The organism is Beijerinckia mobilis (assembly GCF_000745425.1).
GTDB lineage: Bacteria > Pseudomonadota > Alphaproteobacteria > Rhizobiales > Beijerinckiaceae > Beijerinckia > Beijerinckia mobilis.
The window spans coordinates 1-12,765 of sequence record NZ_JQJH01000004.1 but is presented as its reverse complement, the minus strand read 5'-3'; the positions used below and the strand labels follow the sequence as shown (position 1 = coordinate 12,765).

At 52.8% G+C, this 12,765-nt stretch carries 13 protein-coding genes, 1 tRNA gene and 1 pseudogene; 6 read left to right on the top strand and 9 right to left on the bottom strand.

The window, feature by feature from the left end; genetic code table 11:
* Positions 1–145: 145 nt before the first annotated feature.
* The 5 genes from rnhB (at position 146) to DL88_RS05520 (ending at position 3,279) form a co-directional block, all read left to right on the top strand.
* Positions 146–859, top strand: coding sequence for a ribonuclease HII (gene rnhB / locus DL88_RS05535; RefSeq protein WP_084704989.1), 714 nt, complete (start codon positions 146–148; stop codon positions 857–859).
* Positions 860–1,583: 724 nt separating this feature from the next.
* Positions 1,584–2,216 carry an autoinducer binding domain-containing protein gene (locus DL88_RS05530; RefSeq protein ID WP_245270642.1) on the top strand — a complete coding sequence of 211 codons (633 nt, stop codon included), beginning with the start codon at positions 1,584–1,586 and terminating at the stop codon, positions 2,214–2,216.
* Positions 2,213–2,377 (top strand): LuxR C-terminal-related transcriptional regulator, encoded by a 165-nt coding sequence (locus DL88_RS20750; RefSeq protein WP_245270640.1) that lies wholly within the window; start codon positions 2,213–2,215, stop codon positions 2,375–2,377. Before DL88_RS05530 ends, DL88_RS20750 begins: the two co-directional genes overlap by 4 nt.
* A 79-nt stretch (positions 2,378–2,456) precedes the next feature.
* Positions 2,457–3,071, top strand: coding sequence for an acyl-homoserine-lactone synthase (locus tag DL88_RS05525; protein WP_034993187.1), 615 nt, complete (start codon positions 2,457–2,459; stop codon positions 3,069–3,071).
* A complete protein-coding gene (locus DL88_RS05520; RefSeq protein ID WP_034993183.1) occupies positions 3,055–3,279 on the top strand; it encodes a hypothetical protein in 225 nt (74 codons plus the stop codon). The genes DL88_RS05525 and DL88_RS05520 overlap by 17 nt, the downstream gene beginning before the upstream one ends.
* A 619-nt stretch (positions 3,280–3,898) precedes the next feature.
* Here DL88_RS05520 and DL88_RS05515 read toward each other — a convergent pair.
* The 3 genes from DL88_RS05515 to DL88_RS05505 form a co-directional block, all read right to left on the bottom strand.
* Positions 3,899–5,134: an efflux RND transporter periplasmic adaptor subunit gene (locus tag DL88_RS05515; RefSeq protein ID WP_034993650.1), complete on the bottom strand. Its 1,236-nt coding sequence runs from the start codon at positions 5,132–5,134 to the stop codon at positions 3,899–3,901.
* Between the two features lie 71 nt (positions 5,135–5,205).
* Positions 5,206–8,436, bottom strand: coding sequence for an efflux RND transporter permease subunit (locus tag DL88_RS05510; RefSeq protein ID WP_034993179.1), 3,231 nt, complete (start codon positions 8,434–8,436; stop codon positions 5,206–5,208).
* A gap of 203 nt (positions 8,437–8,639) precedes the next feature.
* A complete protein-coding gene (locus DL88_RS05505; protein WP_034993176.1) occupies positions 8,640–8,930 on the bottom strand; it encodes a YggT family protein in 291 nt (96 codons plus the stop codon).
* Between the two features lie 510 nt (positions 8,931–9,440).
* Between DL88_RS05505 and DL88_RS05495 the strand changes: the two genes are divergently transcribed.
* Positions 9,441–9,516: transfer RNA gene (locus tag DL88_RS05495), tRNA-Ala, on the top strand.
* Between the two features lie 411 nt (positions 9,517–9,927).
* Here DL88_RS05495 and DL88_RS05490 read toward each other — a convergent pair.
* The 6 genes and pseudogenes from DL88_RS05490 to DL88_RS05470 all read right to left on the bottom strand — a co-directional run.
* Positions 9,928–10,143 (bottom strand): hypothetical protein, encoded by a 216-nt coding sequence (locus tag DL88_RS05490; protein WP_034993168.1) that lies wholly within the window; start codon positions 10,141–10,143, stop codon positions 9,928–9,930.
* 153 nt (positions 10,144–10,296) lie between these two features.
* Entirely contained in the window at positions 10,297–10,518 is a 222-nt protein-coding gene (locus DL88_RS20660) for a hypothetical protein (RefSeq protein ID WP_034993155.1), read from the bottom strand.
* Between the two features lie 50 nt (positions 10,519–10,568).
* Positions 10,569–11,639 (bottom strand): oxidoreductase, encoded by a 1,071-nt coding sequence (locus DL88_RS05480; protein WP_034993150.1) that lies wholly within the window; start codon positions 11,637–11,639, stop codon positions 10,569–10,571.
* A 90-nt stretch (positions 11,640–11,729) separates the two neighbouring features.
* Positions 11,730–12,070: pseudogene (locus DL88_RS19795) on the bottom strand (transposase); the annotation flags it as partial.
* 106 nt (positions 12,071–12,176) lie between these two features.
* Positions 12,177–12,449, bottom strand: coding sequence for a hypothetical protein (locus DL88_RS05475; protein WP_034993147.1), 273 nt, complete (start codon positions 12,447–12,449; stop codon positions 12,177–12,179).
* 31 nt (positions 12,450–12,480) lie between these two features.
* Positions 12,481–12,765, bottom strand: a 285-nt coding sequence (locus DL88_RS05470; protein WP_034993144.1) for a carbohydrate porin, incomplete at its 5' end; no start/stop codon positions are given.

The following is a 12,765-nucleotide window of genomic DNA, read 5'->3' as shown; positions in this document are numbered from 1 at the left end:
CAACGAAGAGCCATCCCTTCCCCCCGAGGCCCAGGCTGGCACGGCAATGGCCGGGTTTTTCCATCGACCTGGTCGATCATTTTAAATTTTCTGGTCAAAAAGCCTGTCGGGCGGCATCATGGTAGAGACTTCTCATTGAGGTTCCATGGTCAAGCCGACTGCTCTCTTTCCCGCTACTCCCGATTTCAACCTGGAAAAACGCCTGCGTAAAAGCGGCTTCGGAAGGATTGCCGGAGTTGACGAGGTCGGCCGGGGTCCACTTGCCGGCCCGGTGACGGCGGCTGCGGTCATTCTCAACCCGGCACGGCTACCGAAGGGACTGAATGATTCCAAGGCTTTGAGCTGCACACAGCGCGACGCGCTCTATACAACAATTCTGGAAAAGGCTGCAGCGGTCTCCATCGCCTTTGTCTGTGCGCAGGAAATCGACCGGATCAACATTCGCCAAGCCACTTTGATGGCCATGCGTCGCGCACTGGCGGCGCTCGATGAGACACCCGATTACGTCCTCATTGATGGCAATGACATGCCGACGGATCTCATTTGTCCCGGCGAAACGATCATCAAGGGAGATGCGCGCTCACTGTCGATTGCCGCAGCCTCAATCGTCGCGAAAGTCGCGCGCGACCGCCTCATGCACCACTTTGCCAGGCTTTATCCAGCCTATGGTTTTAACCATCACGTCGGTTATGCAACGCGCATGCATCTTTCAGCCATTATGGATCATGGGCCCTGCCCCATTCATCGCCTGAGTTTTTCGCCCTTCAGGACCGCGGCTCAACAAGATGAGGGGGCAGAAAACATAACACCGACTTCCGACAATCTCTTTGACCTCTCGATAGGCTTTATCGAAGAATAAGCCTATTTTTTAGTTGTTTACGCGCGTAATTTGCCGTCGATTCGCGTCGCCACTCGCTCATGATCAATTGAAACGTCGCGGTGGAGCCCCAATGCTTCGAGCAATATTCCGGCGCTCTATCACGGTCGCGACCTGTCAGCGCACGATGCATTCCTTCATCGAAAATGAGCCACCATTTGCTGGGTCACTCGATTGGCGCCTTCTCCATTAATTTTCCTTCATGCCAAGGCAGCGTGCAAACTCTATTTAAAAGAGCGTTCTTTTTGCAGGGACCGCTAAGCTCGAGACTTCTTATGATCACTTTTTTGTGATATAGGAAACCGGAAGTTGCAGATCAGCGTTATTATAAATTTTAGTTTATCATCCCGCGTTTACCTCTGGCTCAGGAAGTGAGATACGGGCAATGGGACAATTCTTCTTCTTTCCTCAAAACGGCTTCGAGTCGCACCGGAAAGTCTGGACCGGATGTTTTTTCGGATAAGTTTTCATGATAATCGCGAATTTTTCTTCTTAATCTACGCGTCTATTTTCGCCCGCTTGAAATCTTATATCGGCAAAATCCATTTCTTCGGCCGAATTTTACGACTTACGGTTGTTGGACGGATTCGGGCCAAATCGTGACAAACAATGATCCGTCAGGCAAACTTTTGTCGACAAAAATGTTTAAATAAGCCACTCATCCGAAGCTCAATCTAGGACGACGCGTTTCATGTGCGCAGCGAAAATGAATTCGGTCATCGCCTCACCATCGCTCGTTCATTCCACGTCGCCTGCCACAGTGTCCAGTCCAATGGAAACGATAAGCATCACAAAGTTGCTTGATCTTGAAAGTAATCTTTCCGAAAAAACCCTGGAAGAATTTATCGTCTCCATTAAATCACACTACGATTTAAAGAATATATTTTATATTTGCCCAAGCCTTCCAGGATGTACTATAACAAACCCCTATACGTTAGGAACTTATACAGAAGAATGGATTTCGCATTATCGGGATAATAATTACGTTAATCTTGATCCCGTTATTAATATAGGGGCCCGTTCTCTTCTGCCTATCGATTGGGCCAAGCTTCCCCGTAAATCTCCGAAAGTCCAGAAATTCTTCGGCGAAGCAACCGAGTTCGGTGTTGGAAGGCAAGGCTTGACCATACCCGTCAGAGGGCCGACCAATGGGCTCTGGGCCCTGTTCTGCCTGACTGCAGACAATAATCAGCAGGAATGGCAGGCGCGCCATTATGAGCTCGTCCGCGATATGGTCCACGTCGCTCATTTCGTTCAGCAGCGCGCCTTCGAAATGAATATCAAGGACGATGGGATTGATATCAACACAATTACGAGAAGAGAGAGATCGAAGCATTGAGCTGGTCTGCGGAAGGGAAAACAATTGATGACACGGCTCTCATCATGTCGATTTCACCGGAAACCGTGAAGGCGCATCTCGATTCCGCACGCTACAAACTCGCCGCGTTGAACCGCGTTCATGCCGTCGCCAAAGCCATCCGGGCCGGTCTCATTCGCTGACCTCCCCGATTTGGGGAATAGGTTTATTTTATAGGTAAAGCATAAAACATGGGTCATTCCCCTCCCGCGAGGAACTCCCATGTTAATGACGTTGTATGGTTACGAAAGAGACGAGAAACCGGAACTGTTTACGGAAATGTTCCGTCAGCGGCGGATCATTTTTCACGATCAGAAGAACTGGGACGTCAAGGTCAACGAAGACAATCTCGAAATCGATGAGTTCGATCGTGATGATTCCGTCTATCTTTGCGTCCTCGGCAACAACGGCGAGTTATACGGATCTGTCCGCCTACTGAATACGCTCAGCGAGCATATGGCAGTCAGTGTCTTCAACAAAATGTTTCCTGACATCGTGATTCGCTCTCCAACGATTTGGGAGATCACGCGCTTCGTCGTCTTCAACGACCAAGTCATTCAACCTAACGGGATTTCGCGCACCGCTTGCGAACTCATTCTCGGCATCTGCCAGTTCAGCCTGGAACACGGCGTAACTCAGGTGACCTCCATCTATGAAGCGAGCCTGCACCGCGTTTGGCGTCGCTGCGGCGTCAACAAGATCATCCTCGGACACAATCATTCAACGCGTCCGTCGATCTATTTTGGTCTACAGGACATTCATCCAGCTCTCGAAAACAACATTCGCTCGATGACAGGCCTCACGAAGGAGATGGAAGTCGATGTCAAAGCCGCTTGAAACATCTTCGCACGAGACCAGCCGCATCGATCACGCACTCGGCCTCGCCGCCGGAATCGAAGCTCTTGCGCACGACGCGGTAGGTCTCGACGATCCGATGGTCGATCTCTATCTCGCCCTTGCCTACGATTCTCTGCGTCGCCTGATCAGCGAAATCGAGCTTCCACGCCCCGTAGGTTCCTGTGCTGCAAGCACAAGATTCCTATGAAAGCCGACTTCCGCGTATCGCCTAGAGCATGATCAGATGTGCCCGATCTGCTCCACATAAAAACAAGAGCCTTTTCAATGCCCTCGAATCGCACAGCGATTTTGTTCAAACAAAAGTGGCTCTAGAGCATTTTCCGACACCGTTGAATCGCTTCGCGTGATTCCATAGCATTGAAAATGCTCTGATTTTTTGAGTGAAGCGTCTCTTGATAGATCTGAAACGCTCTTGCAGCGCGGAAACATACCGTCTAGCGCGGAGGACAGAGACGGAAGGCTAATGTAGCAGATACAATAGAGAGCCTTCCGCCACAGCAATGCCTCGCCCATCCAATGGGTAAGCGAGCATTGCCTCAAAAATGGCTAAACATATTCGGCTGACTTGAGGCCCTCTAAAGCATCGGAATTCGAATGAAGCCATGTCCAATGCTCTAGAATGCTTTCGAAACAGCCGAACATGCTCTTATAAGGGAGGCACCTGATCTCTCAGACGCCAAATAAAACTTTATATTTCTCTAAAGTCACAAATTTTCGAGAAAGTACCATCCATTTCAGGAAATTCCGCTTGGAAACGGAAAAACGCGGCGACCACAGCCTTGTGGCAAACCTATATTTTGGCTGTTCTACGGCGTCGCGGAAGCCTGCTTTTCAACCCCATCAGACTCAATCTCAACTCTACTTCCGTCCATAAGAAGGGCTGGAGGATTCAGCACGATTTTTTCATGGCCGGTCAATCCATCATTCAATTCGACGGTGCGGCCGAAATCCCGATAGATCGTGACTTGTTTCAGACTCACGCGATTATCCTCACCCACAACCGCGACTTGTAGCCCGTGCTGGTTGAAGATGAGGGCTTCCGAAGGAACGACAACATTTGGGCGCGTCCTCGGTACGGAAAATGTTACATCCACGAAGAGTCCGGGGCGCAACAGACCGTCCTTGTTGGGAACATCCACCTCCGTGGACAAGGTTCGGGCAGAAGATGTCAATGCCACCGAGCTGCGAGCAACCTTACCGATGAAAACCTTCTCCGGCATCTGCGGCACGCTCACGCGGGCGTTCAGACCATCCTCGACGCCAATCGCCACACTCTGCGGAACATTGACGGCCACACGCAAGACATCGTCGCGGTTGATGGAAAACATTGGTGTTCCGGTACCATTATCCGCATTGACAAGATCACCGACCTCAACATTACGTGTCGTGATGATGCCATCGAAAGGAGCAACGACCCTTTCGAACTCCGTCAAGGTCCGCAATCTTTCAACTGTTGCCTTCTGAGCATCGACGTTGGCCTGCGCGAGCTTGACTCCCGCATGCGCTGTTTCCAATGCCGCCTGCTGCACCGAGACATTCGCCTGCTGATTATCCCGCACCTGCATGGTCTGATAACCGCGCTTGCTGAGCGTGTCGGCGCGATAATAAGTCACATCGGCAAGGCGCACATTGGCTTCGGCCTGAACGACTTGTGCCTGTGCCTGCGCCAGCGCTGCCTCGACTTGTTTCAACTGTGCCTTGGCTTGATCGAACTGACGATCGAGATCGGGTGCAGAAATGCGCACGAGCAAATCGCCAGTCTTGACGCGGCTTCCGATATCGACATGGCGTTCGGCAATATATCCCGTCGCACGCGCATAGATGGCCGCCATATTGAAAGCGACCGTCTGCCCAGGCAGCGTCAATTCAATCGGTTCCTCATGCAGTTGGGCCTTATACACTTGCACCTTTGGCACGAAATTGACTGTCTTTTCCTGCGCTTCGACGGAAGCTGAATAGCGCTGCCAATGGCCATAGGCGCCGTAAGCCAACACGCCACCTGCCGCCAAAAACACGATCAGAAAGATTTTTCTTGACGGCATGGGATAATGTTCCACATCGACCGTGGACGCGTGGCTATGCAAGCCAGTCTCTGCCCGTGGGTTTGCCTCGCTCATAGATAATCCTTGATCGGTTCGACCTTACCCCTGCGCAGGAGGGAATAAAGGAAAGGAACGAACAACAGGGTGGAACAGGTGCCGACGGCGACGCCACCAAGAACGGCTCTCGCCAGGGCGGCGTTCTGCTCGCTGCCTTCTCCAACACCGATAGCCATCGGCAAGAGGCCAATGAACATGGCACTCGCCGTCATCAACACCGGTCGGAGGCGCGTTTCACCAGCCTTGAGCGCCGCCTCGATGGCCCCGCAACCCGTTTCCTCCCGATACTCCCTTGCAAAGGTCACCAGCAGAATGGAATTGGCGCTCGCCACACCGACACTCATGATAGCGCCGAACAGAGACGGAATGGAAAATGTGGTCTGTGTAATGAACAAGCTCATGATAATGCCGCAGAACGCGAGCGGCAACGCGGCCAGAACCACAAAGGGATCACCCCAGCTCTGATAATTGATTGCCATCAGAAGATAGACTGCAACCAGAGCGATGCCGAGGCCGATCTCAATGTTGAAAAAGGCATTATCCATATCCTGAATCTGGCCAAGGATCGTAATCTTGTCGGGTGGTTGCAGATTCTTCTGCTCTTCGGCGATGATCTTTTCGATTTCGTTACGAATCGAACCCAGGTCACGGTCCTGAACACTGGCGAAAATATCATATTTCGGCGACACATTAACGTGATTGACGACGGTCTGCTCACTCTGACGCTTCAGATCGACCACATTCTGTAACAGGGTGACAATACCAGGCGTCGCATTATTGGGACCGCTCACGTAAATCGGCGTGTTCTCCACCATGGCGAGAGAGGCAGTCCTATATTCTGGCGTCTGGACCCAAAGCTGATAGGGAATGCCGGTTTTGGGATCGGCCCAGAAATTGGGATAGACCTGAAAGCTGCCGCCGAGCGACACATTCAGCGAATTGGACAATTGCTGCGTGCTGAGCCCGATTTCACGTGCCATCTGGCGATTGATCGTGCCGTAATATTCCGGAGCATCGGTGATCTGGTGAATATGGACATCGACGGCACCTCGCACGGCTCTGATCTTGCGTTCCAGGTTCTTCGCGACTTCAAGATCCTTCTCTTCATGACGACCGAGTACCTGAACGTCGATCTGCGTAATGCTGCCGAAATCGAGAATCTGGGTAATGATGTCCGACGGCTGGAAATAAAAGATCGTATCAGGGAAGCGTGCGCGCAGAATAGGGCGCAGCTTCTTCATATATTCGATGGTCGATCCATGCTCTTCTGAGAAGGAAATCAGCATCTGACCGTCGTTATAGGCGACGAAAGATCCGTCGCCGAACGCAAAATTATAATTGAAAGCCGGCAGACCGATATTATCGACGATAATGGAAAGCTCTTCCTCCGGGATAACCTCATGAATCGTCTTTTCAACCTGTGCAAAAATCTGCTCCGCAGCTTCTATGCGCATGCCCGAGCGGGTGCGAATGTGGAGCGTCAACGACCCAGCATCGATCTGAGGAAAATAATCCTGGCCCACAAAGGTGAACAAGACGCCTGACGAAGCGATCACCACCATCACCGTCGATACGGTTACGAGACGGTGCGCGATGATCGCATGCAGGAGTCCAAGATAGGAGCGGTGGAACCGGGCGAAGCCTCGTTCGAAGCCTGCATGAAAACGGACGAAAAATCCGGAGATACCTTCGGGCTGCGGCCCTGTCAGCGCAGCATGGGCATTCCCATGTCCCGCTCCGCGCCCTTCACCGAAACGCTGATCAAATTCCTTTTTCACGAGCACGTCGATCAGGATCGGAACGAGTGTACGCGACAGAAGATAAGACGTAAGCATCGCGAACACGACCGCGAAGGCCTGCGGCGTAAACAGATATTTGGGTGTATCGGTGAGAAAGAACACGGAAACGAAAGCGGAGCAGATCGACAAAGTCGAGATCAGCGCCGGCTTGGCGATTCCCGCCGCGCCATAAACCACCGACTCACGAAAACCATGCCCCTCCTCCATGAGACGATAAGTGTTTTCGATGGCCACGGTTGCATCATCGACGAGGATGCCGACAGCAAGCGCAAGTCCACCCAAGGTCATAATGTTTATCGTATGCCCAAGGAATGCAAGAATCGTCAGCGACGTGAGAATCGAAAGCGGAATGGACACCAATACGATCAATGTCGAACGCCAGGATCCGAGGAACAACAGGATCGTGCAACCCGTCAGGGCCGCAGCAATGACCGCCTCGCGCACCACGTCGCGAATCGCCCCGGAAACGAAGACCGACTGATCGAACAGCGGCGTAATCTTCATGCTTGGCGGAGCCGCCGCCCGAATATCCGGCAGAAATTTCTTGACATTATTGACCACAGAAAGCGTCGACGCTGTTCCGTTCTTCAAGATCGTCAGGAGAATGGAACGCGTGCCGTTTGCACGCACGATGTTCAATTGCGGCGGGGCCCCATCACGGACGAAGGCGACATCACGTAGAAGGACCGGCGTACCCTTTTCTACCTTTATAGGCATTTCATTCAGGGTCTCGATCGCTTCAGGCGTCGAGTTCAACCGGACGGGATATTGCGTACTGCCGATTTTGGAGAGCCCCGACGGCACGACGAGACTTTGCGTGCCGACCGCATTGGCGACATCAAGCGGCGTCATGCCATTGGCCTGCAACGCCTTCAGATCAAGATCGACCATGATCTGCCGTGGTGCACCGCCATAGGGGGTCGGCAGGGTCGATCCCGGAACCTGTGCCAACGTCTGACGAATACGATACATGCCGTAATCGAAGAGTTGCGCCTGCGAATCCTTCTGCGATGAAAGAGAAAGCTGGATAACCGGCACCGCAGAGGCCGAAAAACGCATGACGACAGGAGGCTGAACACCGGGCGGCATGACCGCGCGTATCGAATTCATCGCCGACACGACTTGGGTGATAGCGAGATCGACGCTCACGTCGGGATCGAAGAAAATCTTCTCGATTGCCACTCCCTGCAGCGTCGTACTTTCCATACGCCTGATATTATTGACATTATTCGAGAGGGAATATTCACTATAGGTAGTGATACGCTGACTCATATCGGTCGTGTTGAGACCGGTATAGGTCCAGACAATCACGACGACAGGAATATCAACGCTCGGCAAAACATCCTTGGGCATGACGATTGCCGAACCGATTCCCCCTAGCATCATGACGATGGCCAGAACATAGAAGGAAATACGGAACTTCAGAGCATATTTAACAAGTTCCATAAACTAACCTGAGAAGCTGCCGGCATGCGCCTTTAACGAACGATCTTTCTTCAATTCGTTTTTAAAATAGCACATGCAGGTCCGGCAGGCTTCACACTTCACCGTGATCCCATCAAGAGTGAATTACGCTGAGAAATATAATGAGGATTCGGCCGCCTCGTGATGTCACGGCTCAGGAGTGATTTGCGAACTCGGCCGGGAGGTTAGAAGACATTCGGATAGATATATCGCTGAATGACATCTTCGAGGAGGAAGAGGAGAAGCAGCAAGATAACCGGCGAAATATCGATACCCCCAAGATCCGGAAGAACCGACCTGATTGGCCGGAGAACCGGTTCCGTCAGAGCATTCAACGCATTCCAGATCGAGCGCACGAGATCATTATACATATTGATAACGTTAAAGGCGATGAGCCAAGACATTATGGCAACAATGATAATGACGTAACTATAAAGATGAAGAACGAGCAGCAGGACATCAAGTAACGCGCGCATGAAGGATCCTTGAACTTTAGTGACGCCGATTCTTTTACCGAAGCATCTTCCGCCTGATTTGTATCGATGATTATGCCAGACGATGGAAAACACTTTTATTTAAGCACATAGAGCCATCCAGACCAGCCTGGCCGCACCGGAATCGAAGAATTATCCAAATCGCAGAAACGTGCCGGCGGATCATGGATCAGAGCGTTCTAAGCTGCCTGCCCCTCCCGACAGCAGCCGACAGCATTTCCCTTTGAACAAAATCGCTTTGCGATTCAAAGACATTGGAAATGCTCTCTTTTTGATGGATCTTCGCGGCAACAGCCAGAAGGGCTCCTGCTTTGTTTAAGCAGCCAACCGCTTGCCCACAAGTAAGGCCCTTTTTCCGTATTTCGTGTAGAGGTTTAGGGGTGTTTCCGCGAGATCCTCCAAACCATCCCGTCGGGAAAAAGCTTTCAGCAAAGAAATCGTCAAACTCCGGCTTGCACAGCGTCGAACACTCGCGTAGATAAATCCGCACTGGGGGCTGTAGCTCAGATGGGAGAGCGCTGCAATCGCACTGCAGAGGTCAGGGGTTCGATTCCCCTCAGCTCCACCAGCACGATACATTGTTTTCACTTGCTTTTAAGCTTGTGCTAAAGCTCCGATGTTTCAGGGGGCTTGCAGTAACCTGCCGCGTCTCTGGCGACATAAACGCCCGGATTTCGGGGCTTTCATAGCACTCTCCGGCCTCCTGTCTCAGACGCCCCGATTTTCCTTTCCGCGCTTTTCCCGATCATCAGCTCAGAGACCGGTTTGTGGCGCGCGGCAGCGAGGATGGACCGAGCAGGACGATTGAGCAGATTCCCGTGCTGACGTTTCCTTGTTTCTTTCCCGTGGCACAATGACAACAGAACCATCCGTTGGGGTCGGAGGGTTCTGTTCCTCTCGCTGGCTATCCCCACGGGATCCACGAATCAGGCTCTACGTCGAGATTTAACGCCTTGCGGAAAGCTCGAGGCTATCGCGGCTACGGCAGGGACAGGACCCACCATTGTTCCGGCCAGTGCATCGGCAGATCGACCAACCGGGTCACACCATAGCCGCGCCGGAACAGGGCTTCGACCGCCGCCCGAACCAGTGCCGGATCGAGAAAGGCCAGCGAAAGGATCATGCGGACCGAACGCTCGGTCCGCTGCTCGCGGCGCGCGAGATGGGCAATTTCCGGGCAGCACCACGAGATCAACGAGCCAGGTTCGTGCCTGAAGGATCGCGGCGAGAAGTTTCTGGCGTTCCCCCGTCAGGATCGGTTGCAGCGGACCTGGAGCAGTTTCGGGCTGAAGAATCTCCCGCCGCCGCCGATACGGCTGTAGCGTCCAGGCAATTGCCAGGGTCTCGTCTATACCTCCGGCTTCGGCACCATCCCCTTGCCGTTCAGTGTGAGCCGGATGCCGGCAGGGCTAATGGTCACACGCTCCGGCATTTCTGCAATCAGAGCACGGCTATTTAGCACCTCGCGGTTCTCGCCCTGTGGCCGACTGCCCTTCGGGCGCGGTGGATCTGACGAAACGACGCCCCGATTCCAGCCCATTAGCCGCCAGGAAAAAAGCTGTTTCGCCATGCAAATATCGTCAGCCAAACATGGTTAACGAATCGATTTTTTAGGCGCACTTATATCCATATTGCGCGTTCCTCCGGTTCCAATGCTAATTCAACAGCCGCATGCATCCGCGCTGATTCTATCACTGCTTCCATCACTGCCATGACCCCCAAGGCCTGAAGTGACGTCACATGCGTTCGTCCGATGCCTTTCAACGCATCCACCACACCTTTGTAGTAGTGTCGCTGATCTCCAGCCACTGATGGCAACATTCGCGATGCACCACTACCATCAAAGAGGATGACGGGATCAGGATCGTTACCCCAACCCGGATCGCCTGGCTTCATGCCGCCGCGCAACTGATCCTCTTGACGATCAGCTTGCTGCTTGACCACGCTGCCACCTTCACCATGGGCGACGAAGCGATAGCTACCGCCAGCGGTCAGCAAGCCAGCATGGAGGATGACGCGACGTTCCTCATAGTCAAGAACGGCATGCGCCCAATCGTCGGAGACAGCACCTAAGCGTTGCCTGGCTAGATTGCCTTGCACTCGACGAGGTAATCCAAACAATTGAAGTGCCTGATCCACCAGATGCGGGCCGATGTCGAACCATAACCCGCTTCCGGGACCACCCTGTTCTCGCCAGCGGACACGGACCTCTGGGCGGAAACGGTCTATATGGGACTCGAAATGGGTGACGGTACCGATCAGACCGTCGTTAATGACCTTCTTGATACTGAGGAAATCGCTGTCCCAGCGTCGGTTGTGGAACACCGATAGCAACACACCCCTGCTATCCGCAAGCGCGATCAACTCACGGGCCGAGGCTAGGTCGAGCGTGAATGGCTTGTCGATTACAACATGTTTGCCTGCCTCGAGTGCCGCTCTCGCGATCGGTGCATGACTGTCATTCGGTGTCGCGACGACCAACAGATCGACCATGTCGGACCTCGCGACCTGCATTGGATCTGAGATGACGGTAAGGTCATGTATGTCAGCCTGAACCTTGTCAGGATCACGAGACGCGACGACGGTAAGTTCAAGGCCAGGTGTTGCCCTGATTAGCGGAGCATGAAAAGTCTTCCCCGAAAAGCCGTAACCAATGAGACCAACACGAATGGCGGTTGAATCAGATTTCATTGAGTGTCCTGTTGACCTTTGTTGAGAGTGGGACTGACAGGCATTTAGTGATTGAGGCCGCTTATTCCGTCATTGAATGACGAAGCGTTCGCCGAAGACGATGGCGAGTAGCGTGTCCCGACGCCGCGGTTCTTCAATTCATTCATCACGCGCAGCCAGAATTTAACTCCCTCCATCTACTTGATCCAGAAGCCCAGAATCTTTTTGACGCCGTGCGCCAGCACGCCGACGTTGTTGTAGACGGCCTTGTTGCGCACGAAACCTTCGTCGCAGATTTTGACGCGGATCGCGTCGAAGAAGATGATTGGATAGCAGGCGTCGGGGGGCTTGTTCTGCCATTCCTTTACCTCTTCCAGAACGGAGCCAGTGACGGATGACGTGAGATCCGGCGAGACGTCGATCCCGTAAAGGTCCTCAAGATGACCCTGGATCTACCACACAGTAATTCCGAATCAGTTTATACGAAATTATCTCGGCCTTTTTGGCTGTGGGAAATGAATCGGTGTGTTTTTCTATCAGATTGGTAACACTTACTTGCTATTCGTCGCATATGCCGACGGGATCCTTGACGCAGAGCTCGTCCCGTAATTCCGGCGGAATAGATTTCAGCGGGATGGCGATCATCTTTTTTCCATTCACCTTTAAGAGGTGAACGGTTGCCATGTCGCCATCGTGCATTTTTGCCGGAATCGCCTTCATGTGTTCGAGGTGAAAAGCTTCTTCGCTCTGCACCTCGAAGGCGTGCAGCGTCGCGACAAACAAGCCTGTCATTGCGACAGCGGATACACCCCAATAGAATGCTTTCGGCATATTGTCCTCCCTTCGCTTGATCCTGTTATCGTTAAAAGACGATCGTCGCCCGAAGGCCGCTGATCCAGGCATCATTATAATGCCCATAATTGCCGTACCCGCCGGGATTATGGATATATTGCAGGCTGCCTTTGATGTTCAGCCAGCCTGTCGCCTGTAAGCCGTAAAAGGTTTCAAGAGTCAGTTCTCCGCTCTGCGTATAGCCGAGATTGGCCAGGGATTGTCCGGTCGCGACAGCCGGATTGACATGCGTCGTGCCGATGCCGAAGCCGATATCGTCGTTTGGCCGTGCCTCGAACAATCCATGATAGATGAA